At 62.1% G+C, this 21820-nt stretch carries 20 protein-coding genes and 2 pseudogenes; 14 read left to right on the top strand and 8 right to left on the bottom strand.

Annotation, left to right across the window (positions count from 1 at the left end; translation table 11 throughout):
• Positions 1-142 (top strand): annotated as a pseudogene (locus WCA85_RS09575) (helix-hairpin-helix domain-containing protein); the annotation flags it as partial.
• 151 nt (positions 143-293) lie between these two features.
• Positions 294-725, top strand: a complete 432-nt coding sequence (locus tag WCA85_RS09570) for a YidB family protein (RefSeq protein ID WP_424063200.1) — start codon at positions 294-296, stop codon at positions 723-725.
• A gap of 195 nt (positions 726-920) precedes the next feature.
• On the opposite strand, the gene clpB is transcribed toward WCA85_RS09570, so the two are convergent.
• A complete protein-coding gene (gene clpB, locus WCA85_RS09565) occupies positions 921-3518 on the bottom strand; it encodes an ATP-dependent chaperone ClpB (protein ID WP_424063198.1) in 2598 nt (865 codons plus the stop codon).
• 118 nt (positions 3519-3636) lie between these two features.
• Positions 3637-4137: an Rrf2 family transcriptional regulator gene (locus WCA85_RS09560; protein ID WP_424063204.1), complete on the bottom strand. Its 501-nt coding sequence runs from the start codon at positions 4135-4137 to the stop codon at positions 3637-3639.
• A gap of 357 nt (positions 4138-4494) precedes the next feature.
• Between WCA85_RS09560 and WCA85_RS09555 the strand changes: the two genes are divergently transcribed.
• Complete coding sequence (locus WCA85_RS09555) at positions 4495-5037, top strand: group III truncated hemoglobin (RefSeq protein ID WP_424063197.1); 543 nt, start codon at positions 4495-4497, stop codon at positions 5035-5037.
• 41 nt (positions 5038-5078) lie between these two features.
• Here the strand turns inward: WCA85_RS09555 and WCA85_RS09550 are convergent, their stop codons facing one another.
• From WCA85_RS09550 to WCA85_RS09525, 6 genes are all read right to left on the bottom strand, one after another.
• The gene (locus tag WCA85_RS09550; RefSeq protein WP_424063195.1) at positions 5079-5558 is read right to left on the bottom strand and encodes a molybdenum cofactor biosynthesis protein MoaE; all 480 of its coding nucleotides are present in this window, start codon (positions 5556-5558) and stop codon (positions 5079-5081) included.
• Positions 5559-5582: 24 nt separating this feature from the next.
• Positions 5583-5840 carry a molybdopterin converting factor subunit 1 gene (gene moaD / locus WCA85_RS09545; RefSeq protein ID WP_424063193.1) on the bottom strand — a complete coding sequence of 86 codons (258 nt, stop codon included), beginning with the start codon at positions 5838-5840 and terminating at the stop codon, positions 5583-5585.
• A gap of 27 nt (positions 5841-5867) precedes the next feature.
• Complete coding sequence (locus tag WCA85_RS09540; RefSeq protein WP_424063191.1) at positions 5868-7163, bottom strand: molybdopterin molybdotransferase MoeA; 1296 nt, start codon at positions 7161-7163, stop codon at positions 5868-5870.
• Between the two features lie 207 nt (positions 7164-7370).
• Positions 7371-8822: a threonine synthase gene (gene thrC / locus WCA85_RS09535; RefSeq protein WP_424063189.1), complete on the bottom strand. Its 1452-nt coding sequence runs from the start codon at positions 8820-8822 to the stop codon at positions 7371-7373.
• A 13-nt stretch (positions 8823-8835) separates the two neighbouring features.
• The gene (locus WCA85_RS09530) at positions 8836-10167 is read right to left on the bottom strand and encodes a homoserine dehydrogenase (protein ID WP_424063187.1); all 1332 of its coding nucleotides are present in this window, start codon (positions 10165-10167) and stop codon (positions 8836-8838) included.
• A gap of 73 nt (positions 10168-10240) precedes the next feature.
• Entirely contained in the window at positions 10241-11488 is a 1248-nt protein-coding gene (locus WCA85_RS09525) for a pyridoxal phosphate-dependent aminotransferase (RefSeq protein ID WP_424063202.1), read from the bottom strand.
• A gap of 749 nt (positions 11489-12237) precedes the next feature.
• Here WCA85_RS09525 and WCA85_RS09520 point away from each other — a divergent pair.
• From WCA85_RS09520 to WCA85_RS09470, 11 genes and pseudogenes are all read left to right on the top strand, one after another.
• Positions 12238-12612 (top strand): Mth938-like domain-containing protein, encoded by a 375-nt coding sequence (locus WCA85_RS09520; RefSeq protein ID WP_424063185.1) that lies wholly within the window; start codon positions 12238-12240, stop codon positions 12610-12612.
• A 349-nt stretch (positions 12613-12961) separates the two neighbouring features.
• Complete coding sequence (locus tag WCA85_RS09515; protein WP_424063184.1) at positions 12962-14644, top strand: glycosyltransferase family 39 protein; 1683 nt, start codon at positions 12962-12964, stop codon at positions 14642-14644.
• Between the two features lie 25 nt (positions 14645-14669).
• The gene (locus WCA85_RS09510; RefSeq protein ID WP_424063182.1) at positions 14670-15041 is read left to right on the top strand and encodes a DMT family transporter; all 372 of its coding nucleotides are present in this window, start codon (positions 14670-14672) and stop codon (positions 15039-15041) included.
• 262 nt (positions 15042-15303) lie between these two features.
• A complete protein-coding gene (locus WCA85_RS09505) occupies positions 15304-16455 on the top strand; it encodes a DegT/DnrJ/EryC1/StrS family aminotransferase (protein WP_424063180.1) in 1152 nt (383 codons plus the stop codon).
• A 6-nt stretch (positions 16456-16461) separates the two neighbouring features.
• Positions 16462-17514 (top strand): glycosyltransferase, encoded by a 1053-nt coding sequence (locus tag WCA85_RS09500; RefSeq protein ID WP_424063178.1) that lies wholly within the window; start codon positions 16462-16464, stop codon positions 17512-17514.
• Positions 17511-18446: a formyltransferase gene (locus tag WCA85_RS09495; protein ID WP_424063176.1), complete on the top strand. Its 936-nt coding sequence runs from the start codon at positions 17511-17513 to the stop codon at positions 18444-18446. The genes WCA85_RS09500 and WCA85_RS09495 overlap by 4 nt, the downstream gene beginning before the upstream one ends.
• Positions 18443-19489, top strand: a complete 1047-nt coding sequence (locus WCA85_RS09490) for a bifunctional UDP-4-keto-pentose/UDP-xylose synthase (RefSeq protein ID WP_424063174.1) — start codon at positions 18443-18445, stop codon at positions 19487-19489. The genes WCA85_RS09495 and WCA85_RS09490 overlap by 4 nt, the downstream gene beginning before the upstream one ends.
• A 10-nt stretch (positions 19490-19499) precedes the next feature.
• Positions 19500-20393 carry a polysaccharide deacetylase family protein gene (locus WCA85_RS09485; protein ID WP_424063172.1) on the top strand — a complete coding sequence of 298 codons (894 nt, stop codon included), beginning with the start codon at positions 19500-19502 and terminating at the stop codon, positions 20391-20393.
• Between the two features lie 315 nt (positions 20394-20708).
• Positions 20709-21170, top strand: coding sequence for a peroxiredoxin (locus WCA85_RS09480; protein WP_424063170.1), 462 nt, complete (start codon positions 20709-20711; stop codon positions 21168-21170).
• A gap of 108 nt (positions 21171-21278) precedes the next feature.
• The gene (locus tag WCA85_RS09475; RefSeq protein WP_424063169.1) at positions 21279-21410 is read left to right on the top strand and encodes a hypothetical protein; all 132 of its coding nucleotides are present in this window, start codon (positions 21279-21281) and stop codon (positions 21408-21410) included.
• 104 nt (positions 21411-21514) lie between these two features.
• Positions 21515-21820 (top strand): annotated as a pseudogene (locus WCA85_RS09470) (PhoH family protein); the annotation flags it as partial.

Raw genomic sequence — 21820 nt, 5'->3', positions numbered from 1 at the left:
ATCCCAGGCCGCGGCTGCCTCGGCTCCTGCGGCAACCGCAGCGGCAAGCGCACCGGCGGACGCGTCGGGCACGAAGGCTTCCAAAACGAAGAAGTCGAAGAAGAGCAAGGCCGCGTCGGCCGCCGCTGCATCGGGCGCCTGATTGTCGGCAGGACGAACGGTTTTACACCGTTCACCCGCACAGCGCACGGTAGCACCAGCGCCGCGTTTCGCATCCATCCGGTGCCGCGCAACCGCGCGGCGTTTTCACCCGCCAGCGTTGACACCAACGCCGGCATTCAAGAGAGACCGTCATGAGCCTATTCGACACTATCGGTTCCCTGCTCGGCCAATCGCCTGAAGGCGGTGGCGACCATCAAGCGCTCGTCAGCACCGCGCTCGAATTCGTCAACAACCAGCCTGGTGGCCTGAACGGCCTGATCCAGCAGTTCAAGGACAAAGGGGCCGGCGACATCATCAGTTCGTGGGTCAGCAACGGTGAGAACCAGCCGATCTCCGCCGACACGCTGCACAGTGTGCTGGGCTCGGACACCGTCACCAACCTGGCCGCCAAGGCAGGCGTTCAGCCGGACCAGGTCACCGGATTGCTGTCGCAGATCTTGCCCCACGTGGTCAACGCGGCGACCCCGAATGGCGAAGTCCCCGCCGAGGGCCAGCTGAATTCGACGACCGTGCTCGGTGCGCTTGGTGGCATAGCTTCGCTGTTTGGCAAGGGCAACGCTTAAGGCGCCTCGGTTCGTCCAGCTTCGTTCTTCGTTGCTGGTTGCGACCGGGCGTGCGTTTGACACCCGTGCGAGGCACGCACGTCTCGCGCACAAGTAAAAAAGGGCAACGAATCGCTTCGTTGCCCTTTGCTTCCCCACCGTTCAGGGGCGACTCAAGTAATGCCGCCCTGTCATGCGCACCGCACCGCCTTGCGCTCAGTGCACAACGCGGTCGAACACGAGCTTGCCGTCTTCCACTTCGACCGGAATCACGTCCTTCGGACCAAACTTGCCGGCAAGAATCAGCTTGGCGACGGGATTCTCGATCTCCTGCTGGATCGCGCGCTTCAAAGGCCGCGCACCGAACAACGGGTCGTAACCGACCTTGCCGATCAATTCCAGCGCCGCGTCCGAGACAACCAGTTGCATGTCGAGCTTGGCGAGCCGTTCATGCAGCCGTTGCAACTGGATCTTCGCGATGGACTGGATGTTCGAGCGATCAAGCGCATGGAACACGACCACATCATCGATCCGGTTGAGGAATTCGGGGCGGAAATGCAGCTTCACTTCTTCCCACACCGCATCCTTCACGGCTTCCTGCGGCTCGCCGACCATTGACTGGATCACCTGCGAACCAAGGTTCGACGTCATCACGATCACCGTGTTCTTAAAGTCCACGGTACGCCCCTGACCATCGGTCATGCGGCCATCGTCCAGCACCTGCAGCAGCACGTTGAACACGTCCGGGTGAGCCTTCTCGATCTCGTCGAGCAGAATCACGCTATACGGCTTGCGACGCACGGCTTCGGTCAGGTAACCGCCTTCCTCATAACCGACATATCCCGGCGGCGCGCCGATCAGCCGCGCCACACTGTGCTTCTCCATGAACTCGCTCATGTCGATGCGGATCAGATGATCTTCCGAATCGAACAGGAACGACGCCAGCGCCTTGCACAGTTCGGTCTTGCCTACGCCCGTCGGCCCGAGGAACAGGAACGAGCCGTACGGACGGTTCGGGTCCGACAACCCCGCACGCGAACGGCGGATTGCATCGGCCACCGCCGTGATTGCTTCGTCCTGACCGACCACCCGGTCGTGCAGCTTCGCTTCGATCTGCAGCAGTTTTTCGCGCTCGCCTTGCATCATGCGCGACACGGGAATGCCCGTCGAACGCGAGACGACTTCGGCAATTTCCTCCGCACCAACTTGCGTGCGCAGCAGACGCGGACGAGTCGGATTGTTCTGCTCTTTTGCCTCGGCCTGCGTTACTTCCTTCAATTGCGCTTCGAGTCCCGGCAGTTTGCCGTACTGCAGTTCAGCAACCTTCTCCAGCTTGCCTTCGCGTTGCAGACGCACGATTTCAGCACGCGTGCGCTCGATTTCTTCCTTCAACTGCGCACTGCCCTGCACCGCGGCTTTCTCAGCAGTCCAGATTTCTTCGAGATCAGAATATTCGCGGTTCAGCCGCTCGATTTCTTCCTCGATCAACTGCAGACGCTTCTGCGACGCTTCGTCCTTTTCCTTCTTGACGGCTTCGCGTTCGATCTTCAACTGGATCAGGCGGCGGTCGAGCCGGTCCATTTCTTCCGGCTTCGAATCGATTTCCATCTTGATCTTCGAAGCAGCTTCGTCGATCAGGTCGATCGCCTTGTCCGGCAGAAAACGGTCGGTGATGTAGCGATGCGACAGTTCCGCCGCCGCGACAATGGCCGGGTCCGTGATATCGACGCCGTGGTGCAGTTCATACCTTTCCTGCAAGCCGCGCAGAATGGCGATGGTTGCCTCAACCGACGGCTCGTCGACCAGCACTTTCTGGAACCGGCGTTCGAGCGCCGCATCCTTTTCGATGTACTTGCGATACTCATCAAGCGTGGTGGCGCCGACGCAATGCAGCTCGCCGCGCGAGAGCGCCGGCTTGAGCATATTGCCCGCGTCCATCGCGCCCTCGGCCTTCCCCGCGCCAACCATGGTGTGGATTTCGTCGATGAAGACGATCGTTTGGCCCTCGTCTTTGGCGATATCGTTCAGCACGGCCTTCAGGCGCTCTTCGAACTCGCCCCGATACTTGGCGCCGGCCAGCAGCGCCGCCATATCGAGCGACAGCACGCGCTTGCCTTTGAGCGTTTCCGGCACCTCGCCGTTGACGATGCGCTGCGCGAGACCCTCGACGATCGCGGTCTTGCCCACGCCCGGTTCGCCGATCAGCACTGGGTTGTTCTTGGTACGGCGCTGGAGGATCTGAATCGAGCGACGGATTTCGTCATCGCGTCCAATCACCGGATCGAGCTTGCCGGAGCGGGCACGCTCGGTCAGGTCGACCGTGTATTTCTTCAGGGCTTCACGCTGGCTCTCGGCGTCCTGGCTGTGCACTTGCGAGCCGCCCCGCACGGCCGCAATGGCCGCTTCCAGCGACTTGCGCGACAGGCCATGTTGACGGGCCAACCGCCCGGCCTCGCCCTTGTCGTCGGCGACGGCCAGCAGGAACATTTCGCTCGCGATGTAGGTGTCGTTGAGCTTTTGCGCTTCCTTGTCGGCCTGATTGAGCAGGCCAGTCAGATCGCGGCCGATCTGCACGTTGCCGTCGGTGCCTTGCACCTGCGGCAGACGTGTGATGGCATCTTTCAGGGCCGTTTGCAGCGCCTGAACGTGTACGCCGGCGCGCGACAGCAGCGAGCGTGCCGAGCCATCCTGCTGCGCGACGAGTGCCGCCAGCAGATGCAAAGGCTCGATGTACTGATTGTCATGGCCAACCGCCAGACTCTGGGCGTCGGCCAGTGCTTCCTGGAATTTAGTAGTGAGTTTGTCGATTCTCATCAAGCGTCCTCCAATTTCGAATACGTTCAAAATGAGGCGTTTTCTGCGAGTTTCAAGCGCTTTTTTGCACGTGAACGCAAGTATTTAACAATTGACGAGCAGAACCGCTTCGACGCAATCAATCGGCTGGCGGCGCGCCGCCGTCACCTGACGTTGCCACAGTAAGCGGGATGATCCGTCCTAGACCGAGAAGTGTGGCCAGCGGACCGGCCGGCTCGGCGAGTTCGCCGATCGTGTGGCGGTCCAGTTCGGACAGGAAGGCGTGACGCGCTACTTCGAGCACGCCCTTGAGCCGGCATTGCGACTGGATCACGCAATGCCGATGGCCTCCGCCCTCATCGGGGAAGCAGCCGACCAGGGCGAAATCGCTTTCGGTGGCGCGCACCACCTCGCCGACGGTCAACGTGCCCGAGTGTTCGAACAGGCGCAAGCCGCCGTTGCGCCCGCGTACCGTTTCCACCCATCCCAGTTCCCCCAGACGTTGCACCACTTTCATCAGATGATTCTTCGAAATGCCATAAGCATCGGAGATCTCCTGAATCGTCGATAGTCCCGCGCCGCGTACCGCGAGATACAGCATGACGCGTAGCGAGTAGTCCGTGTAGTCCGTCAGTCTCATGAGTGCAAGGTCGCAATGAGCGGCAACGGTGATCGGCTGGAAGACCGTGTCGACGCAAGGGTTGTGGGTCCAGCGGCTTCGCAATAACATGCAGGGCCTGCGCATGTTATTGCGACGACTGTCCCTGAGTGTGTCTCAGTGTGAATGGTACCGTTTGCTGTTAGCGTTGTTGTCTCCGAAGTTGTTCTCGTGGTTGACGCACTGGTCGCCTCTGGGGTTAAGCCCGAGGTTGACTCCGAGGTTGCCCCCCAGCACTGAGTCACTCAATCGATCATCAACCAGGCTGGCTTTTCGCGTTTGTGGTATTCGTAGTATCCGGCGGATTCAGCACTTCCGCGTTTTTGTTCTGGTCACCGCATGAATCCAACCCTTCCCGCCGCCGCTGCGCCACGGCATACCGAACCCACCGAAGCCAATATCCGCGACCTTGTCTACGCGTTTTATGACAGGGTACGAGCCGATTCGTTGCTCGGGCCGGTCTTTGAACAGAAACTGGCCGGACGCTGGGATGAGCATTTGCCAAAGATGTGCACATTCTGGGCGAGCCTCGTGCTCGGCGCCAAGCAGTATCGCGGCAATGTGCAGCAAGCACACCAGCCTCTGCCGGGCATCGAGCCACGACACTTCAGCCATTGGCTGTATCTGTTTCTGGATACGGTGGAATCGCGCTATGAACCGGCCGCAGCGATCCGTTTCATGGAGCCGGCGCTGCGTATCGCGCAAAGCCTGCAATTGAGCCGCTTTGGCTGGGACTACACCATCCCTGCCGAGCAGCAGGCGTTGCTGGAGCGCGTTGCACCGCGTCAACGCGAGGCTGCGGGCGATGCCTCGCGTGCCGCGGCGACGCCACGTGGCGAGCCGTTTCCGGCAAAGATCATCGGCCGTTCATTGGATGAGTAAGGGTGAGCGGTGAACGCCAAGGGCTCTAGCCCACGCAGCCACTATGCTTTGGACTTCGTATTAGTCGACTGAATGCCCCAGCGCGCGAGTGCGGCATCATCGCTCACGCGGGCATCAACCCACCGCTCCCCCTGCCCGGTCTTTTCTTTCTTCCAGAACGGCGCGGCGGTTTTCAGATAGTCCATCACGAACTCGCACGAGGCAAATGCATCGCCACGATGCGCCGCAGTCGTCGCTACCAGCACGATCTGGTCGAGCGGAACCAGCTTGCCCACACGGTGAACGATCAGCACTTCAATGCCCGGCCAGCGGCCCTTCGCGGCCTCGACAATTGACTCCAGCGATTTCTCCGTCATGCCAGGATAATGCTCGAGTTCCATGGTCTCGACCGTGCTGCCCTCGTTCAGGTCGCGCACGGTGCCGACAAAGCAGGCCACCGCGCCGATCTTCGGATTGAGCGCGCGTAACGCGGCGACCTCGCGGCTCAGGTCGAAATCTTCGGTCTGGATACGGACCGTCATTGCTGCCCCCTCATTGCGCGTACCTTAGCCACCCGTCACCGGGGGGAAAAACGCAACCTCACAGCCATCCGTGAGACGCGTGCCGGCGTCCGTCATCACGTGATTGCAAGCCATGCGCAGCGCCCGCCCCTCGGCGAGCGTCTCCGCCCAGATGCCGCCGCGCACCCGCAACCAGTCACGCACGTCGCCAACGGTGGCGACCATGTCCGGGACGTCTACCGCCTCGTCGGCGGTGCCGAGCGCTTCACGCACGCTCGCAAAGTATTTAAGCTGGATCTTCATTGGAGTCGCTGCCAGGCATGGCCGGTGTCAGTTCAGCAGTTCGGAAAACGGAATGAAGCGCACGGTTTCACCCGCGCTGATCGCGTGATTGGGCGGGTTGTCGATCAAGCCGTCGCCCCACACAGTCGAGGTCAGCACGGCCGAACTCTGGTTCGGGAACAGATCGAGGCCGCCAGCGGGGTTGACGCGTGCGCGCAGAAATTCGTTGCGCCGGTCGGCCTTCGACTGTGCGAAATCGGCCCGCAGCGACAGCGCACGCGGTGTCACAGTACGCACGCCCATTAGCCGCAGTGCGAACGGACGCACGAAGAGCAGGAAGGTCACGAAGGTCGACACCGGGTTGCCGGGCAGACCGATGAAGAAAGCCTCGGACTCGACCGCGGCCCCGGACACAGAAACCGACTCTGCTTCAGACCCAGCCACAGCCGCGGCCGCCACGCCACCTTCCGCGCCCTGAGATACACCCGCACGCCGCACCGCACCAAACGCGAGCGGCTTGCCGGGTTTCATGGCGATCTGCCACATTGACAGGCGCCCTTCAGCCTCGACCGCCGGCTTCACGTGATCCTCCTCGCCCACCGACACGCCGCCGCAAGTGAGAATCAGATCATGCGCATACGCGGCCTCGCGCAACGTGGAGCGGGTCGCGTCGAGGCGGTCGGGGACGATGCCGTAGTCCGTCACTTCGCAGCCGAGCTTTTCGAGCACTCCGCGCAACGTGAAGCGGTTCGAGTTATAGATGGCGCCGGACTTGAGCGGCTCGCCGGGCATGGTCAGTTCGTCGCCAGTGAAAAAGACCGCCACCTTGACGCGCCGCACCACCTGTAGCTCGGCACAGCCAACCGAAGCCGCCAGTCCCAGTGCTTGAGGCGTCAGGCGCGTCCCGGCCGGCAGGATCACTGAGCCGCTATGGATATCCGCACCCTTCGCCGTAATCCATTCACCCGCCTTCGGCATGTGCAGGATCGTCACCGCATCGCCGTCGGCTTCGGTTTGCTCCTGCATCACAATCGCATCCGCGCCTGGTGGCACGGTGGCCCCAGTGAAAATGCGTGCGGTCGTGCCTGCGGCAAGCGGCTCCGCCGCGTGACCCGCGGGGATGCGCTGGGAGACCGGCAAGCGGCGCTCGCCCTGGGTCAGATCGGCGATGCGCACAGCGTAGCCGTCCATCGCACTGATGTTCATGGGCGGCACATCAAGCGGCGAAACTACGTCTGCGGCCAGCACGCGGTTGAGCGCATCGAGCGTGGGCAGCGTTTCAGTGCCGTCCACTGCGCGGGCTGCACCGAGCAATGTCGCGAGGGCGTCGGCGGTCGAAAGCATGGGGGCGCGAGGCGCGGAAGACGGAGTCGTGGACATCGATCGGAAGACGCGCGGATCTGAAAAGATCATTGTAGCGGCCTGTGGGGATCGGCGGGGCTACACGGCCTGATGGACAGGTTTAGCGAGGGTTCGAAAGGCCGCCGGGGGCGGTGGGCAGTCGGCGCTGCGCCGCAGCGCAACACCGCTCGCGCAAACGCTCAGCCGCCCCTATTCACCCGTATGCGCAACCACAAAGTCCTTCACCCGCTGCGCATCCGCCGGCAGCACCTCGAAGCGCTGCGGCAGCGCCTCGATGCCGGAAAACGCCGCTGGCCGCTCCGGTTCACGCAGCAGCGCCTCGCGGATCGTTTCGCCGAATTTGATGGGCTGCGCCGTCTCAAGCACGATCATCGGAATACCTGGCTGCAGATGCTCGCGCGCCACCTTCAGACCATCGGCCGTATGGGTGTCGATCATCGTGTCGTAGCGTTCGAACACGTCGCGGATCGCGTCGACGCGGTCCGCATGGCTGCTGCTCCCTGACACGAAGCCGAACTCCTTGACCCGCACGAAATCGCCGCTTGCCGCCAGATCGAAGCCGCCCTTCTCTTCGACATCGCGGAACAGTTGCAACACACGCGCCGGATCGCGGCCCAGCAGATCGAACACGAAGCGCTCGAAGTTCGAGGCCTTCGAAATGTCCATGCTCGGGCTGCTGGTGTGATACGTCTCAGCCGCCTTGCGCACGCGGTAGATACCGGTGCGGAAGAACTCGTCGAGCACGTCGTTTTCGTTGGTGGCGACCACCAGCTTCTCGATGGGCAGCCCCATCATGCGCGCGATGTGGCCCGCGCAGACGTTGCCGAAATTACCCGAGGGGACCGTGAACGAGACGCGCTCGTCGTTCGTTTGCGTCGCGGCGAAATAGCCCTTGAAGTAGTACACGACCTGAGCCACCACGCGCGCCCAGTTGATCGAATTGACCGTGCCGATCTTGTACTTCGCCTTGAACGCATGATCGTTCGAGACGGCCTTGACGATGTCCTGGCAGTCGTCGAACACGCCTTCCACGGCGAGATTGAAAATGTTCGGGTCCTGCAGGCTGTACATCTGCGCAGTCTGGAACGCGCTCATCTTCTTGTGCGGCGAGAGCATGAAGACGCGAATGCCCTTCTTGCCGCGCATCGCGTATTCCGCGGCGCTGCCCGTGTCGCCGGACGTGGCGCCCAGAATGTTGAGCGTCTCGCCGTGCTTGGCCAAAGCGTACTCGAACAGGTTGCCGATCAACTGCATCGCCATGTCCTTGAACGCCAGCGTCGGGCCGTTGGACAGTTCCAGCAGCGACAGCGGCGCGCCATTCTCGACGCCCAGCGTCTTGAGCGGCGTGATCTGCTCAGCGCTTTCATCGTCGCGCACGTTGCAGTAGGTTTGTGCCGTGTAAGTGCGGCGCGTGAGCATGCGCAGATCTTCGGCGGGAATATCGTCGCTGAATTTCGACAGGATCTCGAACGCGAGATCCGCATACGACAACGTGCGCCAGCGCGCGAGTTCGACGGCCGAAACCCGTGGATATTCCGCGGGCAGATAAAGCCCGCCATCCTTCGCAAGACCGCCGAGCAGGATGTCGGAAAACGTATGGCGCTCGCCGGCTCCGGCGCCGCGCGTAGAAAGGTAGTTCATGTCAGTCTCGTGCCTAGTTCAGTGCTTCCATGCGCAGCTTGGTCACCTGCGACACAACGGTCTTCAACGCCTCGATGTTTTTGATCGCGGCATTGACGTGTTTCTCGACCGTTTCGTGCGTGATCAGGATGATGTCGGTTTCGCCCTTGCCGTTGGCGTCGACCTGCTCCGATTCTTTTTGCAGCAACGCATCGATGGAGATGCCCGTGTCGGCGAGGATGCGCGTGATATCGGCGAGCACGCCGGTCACGTCAGCCACCCGCAAACGCAGGTAATAGCCGCTCGTGACTTCATCGATCGGCAGGATCGGAGTGTTCGACAGACTGTCCGGCTGGAACGCCAGATGCGGCACGCGATGCTCCGGGTCGGCCGTATGCAGGCGCGTCACGTCGACCAGATCCGCCACCACTGCAGAAGCCGTAGGCTCGGCGCCCGCGCCCTTGCCGTAGTACAGCGTCGTGCCCACGGCGTCACCGTGCACGACGACCGCGTTCATCGCGCCTTCCACGTTCGCGAGCAGGCGCTTTTCCGGAATCAGCGTCGGATGCACGCGCAACTCAATGCCCTTGTCAGCGCGGCGCGCAATGCCCAGCAGCTTGATCCGGTAGCCGAGTTCTTCGGCATATCTGATGTCGATCGCGGCCAGCTTGCTGATGCCTTCGACGTAAGCCTTGTCGAACTGCACCGGCACACCAAACGCAATCGCGCTCATGATGGTCGCCTTGTGCGCGGCGTCGACGCCTTCGATGTCGAAAGTCGGGTCGGCTTCCGCGTAGCCCAGCTCCTGGGCTGCCTTCAGCGCCGTCGCAAAGTCCAGCCCGCGGTCGCGCATCTCCGACAGGATGTAATTCGTCGTGCCGTTGATGATGCCGGCAATGTACTGAATCCGGTTGGCAGTCAGCCCTTCGCGCAATGCCTTGATGATCGGGATGCCGCCGGCCACCGCCGCCTCGAACGCCACCATCACGCCGTTGCTACGGGCCGCTTCGAAGATCTCGGTGCCGTGCACCGCGAGCAGCGCCTTGTTGGCCGTAACCACGTGCTTGCGATTGGCGATGGCGCGCAGCACCAGTTCGCGCGCAATGCTCGTGCCGCCGATCATTTCCGCGACGATATCGATCGACGGATCGTCGACCACCGCAGAGAAGTTATCGGTGATCTCCACCGTGCCGGCCTCGTTGCCGAGCGCCGCAGTCGCCTTGGCCGGATTGCGCACAGCAATGCGCGCAATCTCGATGCCGCGGCCGGCGCGTCGTTTGATTTCTTCCTGGTTGCGGCGCAGTACCGTGAAGGTGCCGCTGCCCACCGTGCCGAAGCCCAGCAGTCCAACTTTGATCGGTTCCATGCAGCGTGTGTTTTCTATTGAGGATTAAGGGAAACAGGGGTCCCGGTCTGTCGCGCGAATCGTGTCGGGCGCGTCAGACCGTGTGACGTTTTCGGTAGCCGTCGAGGAAGCGGGCGATCCGGTTGATCGAATCGGCCAGGTCGTCGACGTTCGGCAAAAACACGACACGGAAATGGTCCGGCGACTTCCAGTTAAAGCCGGTGCCCTGCACGAGCAGTACCCGTTCGGCCAGCAGCAGTTCCAGGATGAACTGCTGGTCGTCCTGGATCGGATACATCTTCGAGTCGAGGCGCGGGAACATGTAGAGGGCCGCTTCCGGCTTCACGCAGGTCACGCCGGGGATGGCCGTCAGCATGTCATACGCGAGTTGGCGCTGTTTGTACAGGCGCCCAGTCGGTACGATCAGGTCGTTGATGCTCTGGTAACCACCGAGCGCCGTCTGGATCGCATACTGGCCGGGCACGTTCGGACACAGGCGCATCGACGCCAGAATGCCGAGCCCTTCGAAATAGTCTTTTGCGTGGCGCCGGTTGTCGCCGGTCAGCCCCGAAATAAACATCCAGCCGGCCCGATAGCCGCACGAGCGGTAGCTCTTCGAGAGACTGTTGAAGGTGACTGTCAACACGTCTTCCGAAAGCGCGGCCACCGACGTATGCGGCTTGCCGTCGTAAATGATCTTGTCGTACACCTCGTCCGCGAAGATGACGAGGCCGTGCTGGCGCGCAATCTCGATCAGGCCGAGCAGCATTTCATCCGAATACAGCGCGCCAGTCGGGTTGTTCGGGTTGATGATGACGAGCGCCCGCGTATTGGGCGTGATCTTGGCGTGGATATCGTCCAGATCCGGCATCCAGTTGGCCGCTTCGTCGCAGACGTAATGCACCGGCGTGCCGCCCGAGAGGCTCACGCCCGCTGTCCACAGCGGATAGTCCGGTGCGGGCAGCAGCACCTCGTCGCCGTCGTTCAGCAGACCCTGAAGCGCCATCACGATCAGTTCCGAGGCGCCGTTGCCGATGTAGATATCGTCCAACTCGACGCCATGCACGCCCTTTTGCTGGGTGTAATGCATGATCGCCTTACGGGCGGCAAACACGCCTTTCGAGTCGGAATACCCTGACGAGCCAGGCAGATTCAGGATCATGTCCTGGATGATCTCGTCCGGCGCGTCGAACCCGAACGGCGCCAGATTGCCGATATTCAGCTTGATGATGCGATGGCCTTCTTCTTCGAGCCGCTTCGCATGTTCGAGCACGGGCCCACGGATGTCGTAGCAGACATTCAACAGCTTGTTGGATTTGAGAATCGGTTTCACGGCGGGCACTTCATCCTGGATAAGTAAGCTGGGCAAGCCCACAACATGCGGGCACGGGGAGTCGGGATACAGAGCGGCTGGTCCATGCGCGCTCTCGCGGACCAGGCTGATTCGCGTTTGCCGCGGATCGCGCGGGCGTTATCGCAAATGGGGCGCCATTGTGCTGGCTGGAGCCGAGCGTTGTGCGCCCTCGCTGCTGCAACCGGTAACGCCAAGGCGTCCCTCATGTTCTCACAGTCACCGTGGATGCCTCGAAATGGCGTGCGGCGCCCGTGGTCAGCCAGAGACTGCGCGCGACCGCAAAGGCCGCTGCTCACCCTGAATCGCCATTTGAGGGACCAACTGACACCTCAGGTCACACCTTAAGGCCGTCTTCAGGGAACGCCTGGTAAGCTGCCGGGTCGCAACTTTGGCGACGCCCGAACCGGCGCGTTGGCGGTGTTCGGTGCCCCATTCGGTCGCGGCTTATGGCGGCGAGCGAAGCAAGGGGCGCGGGTGGGCGGCTAAAAAGTTATAATTTAGCGGATTTTGGCCGACTTCCGCAATGCACCAAACGCTCGCGGAAGCCCTTTCGGCCGCTTCGTGTCCAGCGCGCATGGCCGTTTGTGCATCTCCGACGGCAGCCGGCGCGTGAGATCTCACAGGAAAACGCCAGGCTGCCAGGCGGCCGGGCCACGTTTCCTGGCCCCTCGGGGGCAGCGCGAAGCGGCAGGTTTGGGGGCAATCAAGACGACATCGGACGACTTCGGAAAACCAATTTGAAATTACACCAGGATTCCAGCGGCGCCTTGAACACCGTGACCGGTTACGGCGCCGACTTTGTCGAAATCAATCTTCAGCGCCACGCCGGCAGCATTCTTGTGCTGCCGGAGGCGCCTGTCATCCCGTGGCCGGTGTCTTCATTCGAAGCACTGACGCCAGAGCATTTCGAAATGTTGATCGCACCGGCGCCAGAAGTGGTCGTGTTCGGCAGCGGCGAGCGCTTGCGCTTCCCGCATCCCCGGCTGACCGCGGCGCTTGCTGCGCATCGGATCGGCGTCGAAACCATGGACTTTAAGGCCGCCTGCCGCACCTACAACATTCTGATGGCCGAGGGCCGCAAAGTCGCGGCAGCTTTACTGATCGAAGCATAATCACGCCGCGCGACTGGCCTTTCGGCGGATCGGCAAGTCTGCGGCAATAACGTAAACTGCGCAGCGGTCATGGCGAACAGGAGCACGCGTGGCTGAAAAGCTGACTGTGGAAGCCACTGGCGCCGGCGGCCCCGATAAGCATCCACTGTCAGCGAACGGCAACGAACAGCGGAGCGACCGGCAGTCCAGCGACACCCGTCTGCAAACGCCCGAGCGTCAGGATGGCCAGCGCGCCGGGCCGGCAAGCCGGCAGCAGCAGAATGTCCGCGCCGCTCCGTGTGTCCCTGACAGCACCTTAACAACACTACTACGCCGCCCTGCGGCGTCGCAAAAAACAGGCTAACCATCCATGAACGATATGCCGTCCAGGCTACCGCTCAACCGCACCGCCCTCTTGCTGCTGGTGATCGTCCTCGCCCTGATCTGGTTCGTGCCGCTTGGCTGGCGCCACCTGCTGCCGAGCGACGAAGGCCGCTATGCCGAAATGGCGCGTGAGATGTTCCTCACCGGCGACTGGATCACGCCGCGCTACAACGGTTACAAGTACTTCGAGAAGCCGCCGCTGCAAACCTGGGCGAACGCGCTGACTTTCGCGTGGTTCGGCATCGGTGAATGGCAGGCGCGGCTCTACACGGCCCTGACTGGGTTTGCCGGCGTACTGCTGATTGGCTTCACCGGCGCGCGCGTGTTCAACGCCGCCACCGGCGTGTTCGCGGCCATCGTGCTGGCAACCTCGCCGTACTGGAACCTGATGGGCCACTTCAACACGCTCGACATGGGCCTGTCGTTCTGGATGGAGTTGACGCTGTGCGCATTGCTGCTGGCCCAGCGCCCCAACCTGTCCACCGGACAGGTCCGGGTGTGGATGTGGCTCTGCTGGGCGTCGATGGCGCTCGCCGTGTTGTCCAAAGGTCTGGTCGGGCTGATCCTGCCGGGCGCTGTGCTGGTGCTCTACACACTGGTCGCCCGTGATTGGGCCGTGTGGAAACGGCTACACCTGATCGGCGGCCTGATCGTGTTCTTCGCGATCGCCACCCCCTGGTTCGTGCTGGTGCAGCAACGCAATCCGGAATTCCTTAACTTCTTCTTTATCGTCCAGCAGTTCCAGCGCTACCTGACGCCAGAGCAGAACCGTCCGGGGCCGTTCTACTATTTCGTGCCGGTCATCCTGGTGGGCTTCCTGCCCTGGCTGTCCGTGAGCGTGCAGAGCCTGCGCCATGCGCTGCGCCTGCCGCGTCAGCCGAACGGCTTCTCGCCGGTCATCATGATGCTGGTATGGACGGGCTTCATCTTCCTGTTTTTCAGCGCCTCGCATTCGAAACTGATCTCCTACACGCTGCCAATCGCACCGCCGCTAGCCATGGTGATCGGCATGTATCTGCCGCTCGTCACCGCGCAACAACTGCGCCGCCATCTGGCCGGCTACGCGGTGTTTCTGATCGTCGCGGCCTTTGTCGCGCTGTTCATGGGCCGCTTTGGCGACGCCCGCAATCCTACGGAGCTATACGTCGCCTACCGGACCTGGGTGCTGGCCGCGCTCGGCACCGCCTTCGTTCTGACGCTTGCAGCGATGTGGCTGAATCGCCATAGCCGCACGGGCATCGTCGGCGCCACCGCCATGTTCGGCGCCGCATGGCTGCTGCTTGGGACCATCGCTGGTACGGGTCATGACGTGTTCGGCCGGCTGAGTTCCGGCGCGCCGCTCGCCCCCGCCATCAAGGCCGCGATTGCCAAACTGCCGCCGGATACGCCGTTCTATTCGGTCGGCGTACTGGATCACACGTTGCCGTTCTACGTCGATCACACGATGATCATGGTCGAACACCCGGACGAACTCGCTTTCGGCGTGTCGGTGGAACCGCAGAAGTGGGTGCCAACGGTCGCCGAGTGGCTCAAACGTTGGGACGCCGACCGCTACGCGCTCGCGCTTCTACCCCCGGCACGCTACGACGAATTGCTCGCGCAGCACGTCCCCATGCAGATCGTCGCGCGCGACTCGCGCCGGGTGATTGTGGAAAAACCGCAGCCGTAACCCCATATTCGGACCTGAACCTTTGATGAACCCAATTTCGCTCTTTTGTATCCTCGCCGGCGTCGCGCTGAACGCCACTGCGCAGTTGCTGCTCAAAGCCGGTACGAATGCCGTTGGACACTTCGAATTCAGCCGTGCGAACATCCTGCCCATTGGCTTCAAGCTGGCCACGCAATTGCCGATCATCGGTGGCCTCGGTTGCTATGTGATCAGCGTGGCAGTCTGGGTGATCGGGCTGTCGCGGGTGGACGTGTCGATTGCCTATCCGATGCTGTCTTTGGGCTACGTCGTCAACGCCTTCGCCGCGTGGTATCTGTTCGGCGAAGTGCTGTCGGTGCAGCGGCTCGTTGGCATCGGCATCATCCTGATTGGGGTTGTCGTGCTGGCGCGCAGCTAGCCGACGCTCGGCGCGCATCGATTCGCGCAGAACGTTTTTCAGTGTTTGCACCATTTGGTCCGGCTCGCCGGGCCCGGTAACGAGTTGATGGACGGCGGTAGCAGGTGCAAGGGCATAAACCAGGGCATAACCCGCGTAACGGCTGGTAAGCACTGCGCGTCAGCGATCCCTTAAGCGCTCAATGCCCCCTGACCCGCCGCAGTATCCTTGCCGTTTGCCACCGTCGCAGGTTGTCGCCCTATTTCTTTTGAGCGAAGCATTCATGAACCAGTCATCCGTCCCATTTTTGCCGTTTGTCCGTCCGGAAATCGATGAAGAAACGATTCAGGGCGTTGCGGACGTGCTCCGCTCCGGCTGGATCACTACCGGCCCGCAGAACCAGAAGTTCGAAGCCGTGCTGTCGGAATTCTGCGGCGGCCGCCCCGTGCGCACGTTCAACTCGGGCACCGCGACGCTCGAAATCGGCTTGCGCATCGCCGGTGTGGGTGAAGGCGACGAAGTCATCACGACGCCCGCTTCGTGGGTCGCAACCAGCAACGTGATTTACGAAACGGGCGCGACACCCGTGTTCGTCGACATCGATCCGGCCACCCGCAACATCGATCTCGGGCTGCTCGAAAAAGCCATCACGCCGCGCACCAAAGCGGTCATTCCGGTGTTTCTGTCGGGGCTTCCGGTCGATATGGACCGCCTCTACGCCATCGCCCGCGCCCATAAGCTGCGCGTGGTCGAAGACGCGGCGCAGGCGTTCGGTTCGACCTGGAAGGGCGAGCGCATCGGCAAGCTCGGCGACATGGTGTCGTTCAGCTTCCATGCCAACAAGAATCTGACGTCGATCGAAGGCGGCGCGCTGGTCCTGAACAACGAGGAAGAAGCGATCCTCGCCCAGAAGTACCGCCTGCAAGGCATCACCCGCACTGGCTTTGACGGGATGGATTGCGATGTGCTCGGCGGCAAATACAATCTCACGGATGTGGCCGCGCGCGTCGGGCTCGGACAGTTGCCGCATCTGGAGCGTTTCCTCGCCCAGCGCAAGAAGCTCGCGCGGGCGTATTTCGCCGGTCTGGAAGGCGGCGCGGCGGTCAAGCTGGGTATGGGTCTGCCGCTTGCTGACTTTGAGAACAGCAACTGGCACATGTTCCAGATCACCCTGCCGCTCGAGAAACTGTCGCTCGACCGCGCCGGTTTCATGGGCGAACTTAAGGAACGCGGTATCGGTTCAGGCGTGCACTACCCGGCGATCCATCTGTTCTCGCTGTACCGGGCGCGCGGCTTCAAGGAAGGGATGTTCCCGCATGCGGAGCGCTTCGGCGCCACCACGGTCACGCTGCCGCTCTTCACACTGATGAACGAAGACGACGTGGCGCGCGTGTGCCGCGCGGTCAATGAAATTTGCGAACAATACGGAAAATAAGCGGAAATGAGTCAAACGGAACATCGCTCCCCGATGTCTGCTGCGCCGGAAGTCTCGGTCATCATCCCGGTGTACAACGAGGAGGCCGGCCTGGCGGCGCTGTTTGCGCGCCTCTACCCGGCGCTCGACGCCCTCGGCGCCGGCTATGAAGTGATCTTCATCAACGACGGCAGCCGCGACATGTCCGCGAAGTTGCTGGCCGACCAGTTCCGGCTCCGGCCTGACACAACGCGCGTGATCCTGCTGAACGGCAACTACGGCCAGCATATGGCGATCCTTGCCGGCTTCGAGCAGTCGCGCGGCGAGATCGTCATTACGCTCGACGCCGATCTGCAGAATCCGCCGGAAGAAATCGGCAAGCTGGTCACGAAGATGCGTGAAGGCTACGACTACGTGGGCACGATCCGTCTGCAACGTCAGGACAGCCTGTTTCGCCGCAAGGCCTCACGCGCGATGAACCGTCTGCGCGAGCGCATCACCCGCATCAAGATGACCGACCAGGGCTGCATGCTGCGCGCCTATAGCCGGCACATCATCGACACGATCAACCGCTGCGGCGAAATCAACACCTTCATTCCGGCGCTCGCCTACACGTTCGCGCAGAATCCGGTGGAAATCGAAGTCGCCCACGAAGAGCGCTTTGCCGGCGAATCGAAGTATTCGCTCTACAGCCTGATCCGGTTGAATTTCGACCTGGTCACCGGCTTCTCCGTCGTGCCGCTGCAGTGGTTGTCGTTCATCGGCGTGATCCTGTCGCTCGGGTCCGCGGGGCTGTTCGTGCTGCTGCTGATTCGGCGCTTCATCATCGGCGCGGAAGTGCAAGGTGTGTTCACCCTGTTCGCCATTACGTTCTTCCTGCTCGGCGTGATCATCTTCGCGCTTGGGCTGCTCGGCGAATACATTGGACGCATCTACCAGCAGGTGCGCGCGCGACCGCGCTATCTGGTGCAGACCATTCTGGAGCAGCGCAACGGCGCGACCGTCACCGAAACACCACGCCAGACTGTGGTGCAAGCGGTCCAGCCCGCTCCGCTCATCGATCAGGGACCCAATCCATGAAGCCACGCGCAGTCGTTTTCGCGTATCACAACGTTGGTGTTCGCTGCCTGCAAGTGCTGCTCGCGCGCGGCGTCGAGGTGGCGCTGGTCGTCACCCACGAAGACAGCCCGAGCGAGAACATCTGGTTCGGTAGTGTCGCGTCGGTGGCGGCGAGCTACGGTATTCCCACCATCACGCCGGCCGATCCGAAGAGCGCCGAATTGCGCGAAGCGGTCAGCGCCGCGCGCCCCGATTTCATCTTCTCGTTCTATTACCGCCACATGTTGCCGGTGGACCTGCTCGCGCTTGCAGCGCGAGGCGCCTACAACATGCACGGCTCACTCCTGCCGAAGTACCGCGGCCGCGTGCCGACAAACTGGGCGGTCATCAAGGGCGAGACGGAAACCGGCGCCACCCTGCACGAAATGGCCGCCAAGCCCGACGCGGGCGCGATCATCGCCCAGACGCCGGTGCCGATCCTGCCCGACGACACCGCCGCGCAGGTGTTCGACAAGGTCACCGTGGCCGCCGAACAGACCCTGTGGCGCGTATTGCCGGCGCTGCTCGCCGGCGAGGCGCCCCATCTGCCCAACGACCTCGCGCACGGCAGCTATTTCGGCGGGCGCAAGCCTGAGGACGGCCGGATCGACTGGGCGCAATCGGCCCAGGACGTCTACAACCTGATTCGCGCGGTGGCGCCGCCCTATCCCGGCGCTTTCACTGACATGGACGGCCAGCGTTTCATCGTCGCGCGGGCGCGCGTTGCCCGGCCAGGGGCGCTAAGGCACGATTTGCCCCCCGGCCTCCACGTAAGCGATAATGCGATTTTCGCGGTGTGCGGCGACGGTCGCGCCATCGCCATCCACGAATTGCGGCGCCAGCACGATGGCCACGAGTCAGTCGTCTCCCCAGCCGAATTCGCCCAGCTCATTCAATCTTCCCGTCATCAATGAAAAAAGTCCTGATTCTGGGTGTGAACGGCTTCATCGGCCATCACCTGTCCAAACGCATTCTCGAAACGACCGACTGGGAAGTGTTCGGGATGGACATGCAGACCGAGCGCCTTGGCGACCTCATCAATCATGAGCGGATGCACTTCTTCGAAGGCGACATCACGATCAACAAGGAGTGGGTCGAGTATCACGTGAAAAAGTGCGACGTGATCCTGCCGCTCGTCGCAATCGCCACGCCGGCTACGTACGTGAAGCAGCCGCTGCGCGTGTTCGAGCTGGACTTCGAAGCGAACCTGCCCATCGTGCGTTCGGCGGTGAAGTACGGCAAGCACCTCGTGTTTCCGTCCACCTCCGAGGTGTACGGCATGTGCACGGACGAGCAGTTCGATCCGGAAGAATCGCAACTGACGTATGGTCCGATCAACAAGCCGCGCTGGATCTACGCATGCTCGAAGCAGTTGATGGACCGCGTGATCTGGGGCTATGGAATGGAAGGTCTGAACTTCACGCTGTTCCGCCCGTTTAACTGGATCGGCCCGGGCCTCGATTCGATCTACACGCCGAAGGAAGGTAGCTCGCGCGTGGTCACGCAGTTCCTCGGCCATATCGTGCGCGGCGAGAACATCAGCCTCGTGGACGGTGGCGCGCAAAAACGCGCGTTCACGGATATCGACGACGGTATCGGCGCGCTGATGAAGATCATCGAGAACAAAGACGGCGTCGCGACCGGCAAGATCTATAACATCGGCAACCCGACCAACAACTTCTCGGTGCGTGAGCTGGCGCACAAGATGTTGGCGCTCGCCGCGGAATTCCCGGAATACGCGGAAACCGCCAAGCAGGTGCAACTGGTCGAAACGTCGTCGGGCGCGTACTACGGTTCGGGCTACCAAGACGTGCAAAACCGCGTGCCGAAAATCGACAATACGATGCAGGAACTCAACTGGGCGCCGAAGTCGACCTTCGACGAAGCGCTGCGCAAGATTTTCGAAGCGTATCGCGGCCACGTCGCCGAAGCGCGTGCCCTCGTCGAACAGCAATAAGGGCTGATCCTTGCCTCGTATCGTTCTGAAGATCGACGTCGACACGCTGCGCGGCACCCGTGAAGGCGTGCCGAACCTCGCACGCATCTTCGACCGCTTCAAGGCCCGCGCCACTTTTCTCTTCAGCCTCGGGCCCGACCACACCGGTTGGGCAATGCGCCGCGTGTTGCGGCCGGGGTTCCTGAAGAAAGTGTCGCGCACCTCGGTGGTCGAGCACTATGGCATCAAGCAACTGATGTACGGCGTGCTACTGCCCGGGCCGGACATCGGCGCGCGCGCGTCCTCCGACATGCGCGCGATCCACGAAGCCGGGTTCGAGTGCGGCATCCATACGTGGGATCACGTGTACTGGCAAGACAATGTCCGCTCGCGCGAACGTGACTGGACGGTCGCGCAAATGCAGAAGAGCCACGCGCGTTTCGTCGACATCTTCGGCACGCCGCCCGTCACGCACGGCGCAGCCGGATGGCAGATGAACGGTCATGCGTTCGAGCAGATCGACGCATGGGGCATGCACTACGCGTCCGACGGCCGCGGCCATTCGCCGTACTTCCCGGTAGTAGCCGGCAAGACCTTGTCCCACGTGCAGATGCCAACCACCTTGCCGACCCTCGACGAAGTGCTGGGCGTGGACGGTGTTGATCTCGACAATGTCGCCGCCTGGATGCTCAAGCGCACCGAGAATAATCCGCAGGACCAGGTCTTCACACTGCATGCAGAACTCGAAGGGCAAAAGCTTGCGCCGATCTTCGAGCAACTGCTGGAGGGCTGGCGCGCCCAGGGTCACACGTTCGCGACGATGGGCGACTATCACGCGACGCTGGACCGCAGCACGCTGCCATCGTACCCTGTCACCTGGGGTGAAGTTCCCGGCCGGTCCGGCGAGCTGATCGTTCAGCCGTAACGGGTCGGTCGCAACCTGTAGGCCTGATGGGTCGCAGCCGGTGAACAAGACCGCAGAGTTTTGCACGCAGAGGCTCAGTGACCCAGCCTCGACTAGTCGGACCGGAACGGTCCGCGAGAACGGGTAGCGCAAGCGGGCCAACCCAGCAAGTTCCGACAGAGCGCGTGGGCCGCGTGCCGGTCGCCTCCGCTGTCGACCCGAGTTGACGCTTTAGCGCCTGACTCCGGTCTCATACAAGAAAACTACCGCCTCGATGCCAGGTCCGACGATACCGCCGCAAGACGCTATCGCCGACCATAACAACCGGAGAACCACGTGCCCATCGCAGTCGACCAACCCGTCCCCGACTTTACCGCCCCCTCCACCGGAGGCGAGTTCACGCTGTCCAGTCTTCGGGGCAAGAAGGTGGTGCTGTATTTTTATCCGAAGGACAACACGCCGGGCTGCACGACTGAAGGTCTGCAATTCCGCGATCTGTATCCGAAGTTCAAGAAGGCCGGCGCAGAGATCCTTGGCGTGTCGCGCGACAGCCTGCGCTCGCACGAAAACTTTAAGGCCAAGCTCGAGTTGCCGTTTGCATTGATCTCCGATCCGGAAGAAACCCTCTGCGCGCTCTTCAATGTCATCAAAATGAAGAAAATGTATGGCAAAGAAGTACGGGGAATCGAGAGGTCCACGTTTGTCATCGACAGCGAGGGCGTCCTGCGCCAGGAGTGGCGTGGCGTGAAAGTACCAGGTCATGTCGATGAAATTCTGGAGGCTGTACAAGCGCTGTGAGGCGCGTTATATTGGGCTGCAATGAGTGCCTGTCCACCCCATACTTTCCGCGGTTACGCCGCATGTCATGCCTCTCACGTTGTTGATGAGGCAGTGAGGCGCACCGCGATGACCGAAGTCGAGCCGCTTGCCCCGTTTGCCGGGGCGGCGGCTTTTTTAATTGCGCACAGCCGTTTATCTGCTCGGCCATGCGCTCTCGTCAAGGAGCCGATCGAAAACCAGGCGAACCGGCATTTCTAGACCGAAAGCGCGCCTCCGGGCGCAAACTGCGGGCGCGATTCAAAGCACTTGCAGGATGCGACAGGCGGCGCACGATATGTGACCCGATTTTTTCGAGGGAAACCATGCCTTTGCCTACCCCACCCAGCAAGCTCGGCAATCTCCTGCCGCCTGACGAATACAAGGCCAAAGCCACACCGGCGCGGTCTGCCAAGAAACAGGCGAACGAGGGGGAGCAAGCAGAGTCGGCCGATTACGGCCGCGCCAACGTCGCCACGCCCATGGCGCATGCCGCCAACGCCGCTACCACGTTGCGGCCGGTTCCTGCCGGTCATTCTGCCAGTTCGTCTGCCACCGCTAGCGCTGAGCCGGCTGCTCCGGCGCGCGCGCGAAAAGCCAAACAGACCGCTGCCCTGCTGCAACCCGTGCCC

The sequence above is a fragment of the Paraburkholderia sp. genome, from assembly GCF_049581445.1.
Classification (GTDB): domain Bacteria; phylum Pseudomonadota; class Gammaproteobacteria; order Burkholderiales; family Burkholderiaceae; genus Paraburkholderia.
This window is presented reverse-complemented; position numbering and strand designations above follow the sequence as displayed.

Coding starts and splice junctions, on each gene's coding strand:
- WCA85_RS09550 (WP_424063195.1), bottom strand. CDS start 5,558: ATGACGGTCCGTATCCAGACCGAAGATTTCGACCTGAGCCGCGAGGTC.
- WCA85_RS09570 (WP_424063200.1), top strand. CDS start 294: ATGAGCCTATTCGACACTATCGGTTCCCTGCTCGGCCAATCGCCTGAA.
- WCA85_RS09560 (WP_424063204.1), bottom strand. CDS start 4,137: ATGAGACTGACGGACTACACGGACTACTCGCTACGCGTCATGCTGTAT.
- WCA85_RS09530 (WP_424063187.1), bottom strand. CDS start 10,167: ATGGAACCGATCAAAGTTGGACTGCTGGGCTTCGGCACGGTGGGCAGC.
- WCA85_RS09495 (WP_424063176.1), top strand. CDS start 17,511: ATGAAGCCACGCGCAGTCGTTTTCGCGTATCACAACGTTGGTGTTCGC.
- WCA85_RS09475 (WP_424063169.1), top strand. CDS start 21,279: ATGACCGAAGTCGAGCCGCTTGCCCCGTTTGCCGGGGCGGCGGCTTTT.
- WCA85_RS09555 (WP_424063197.1), top strand. CDS start 4,495: ATGAATCCAACCCTTCCCGCCGCCGCTGCGCCACGGCATACCGAACCC.
- WCA85_RS09505 (WP_424063180.1), top strand. CDS start 15,304: ATGAACCAGTCATCCGTCCCATTTTTGCCGTTTGTCCGTCCGGAAATC.
- WCA85_RS09500 (WP_424063178.1), top strand. CDS start 16,462: ATGAGTCAAACGGAACATCGCTCCCCGATGTCTGCTGCGCCGGAAGTC.
- clpB (WP_424063198.1), bottom strand. CDS start 3,518: ATGAGAATCGACAAACTCACTACTAAATTCCAGGAAGCACTGGCCGAC.
- thrC (WP_424063189.1), bottom strand. CDS start 8,822: ATGAACTACCTTTCTACGCGCGGCGCCGGAGCCGGCGAGCGCCATACG.
- WCA85_RS09510 (WP_424063182.1), top strand. CDS start 14,670: ATGAACCCAATTTCGCTCTTTTGTATCCTCGCCGGCGTCGCGCTGAAC.
- WCA85_RS09540 (WP_424063191.1), bottom strand. CDS start 7,163: ATGCTTTCGACCGCCGACGCCCTCGCGACATTGCTCGGTGCAGCCCGC.
- WCA85_RS09490 (WP_424063174.1), top strand. CDS start 18,443: ATGAAAAAAGTCCTGATTCTGGGTGTGAACGGCTTCATCGGCCATCAC.
- WCA85_RS09515 (WP_424063184.1), top strand. CDS start 12,962: ATGAACGATATGCCGTCCAGGCTACCGCTCAACCGCACCGCCCTCTTG.
- moaD (WP_424063193.1), bottom strand. CDS start 5,840: ATGAAGATCCAGCTTAAATACTTTGCGAGCGTGCGTGAAGCGCTCGGC.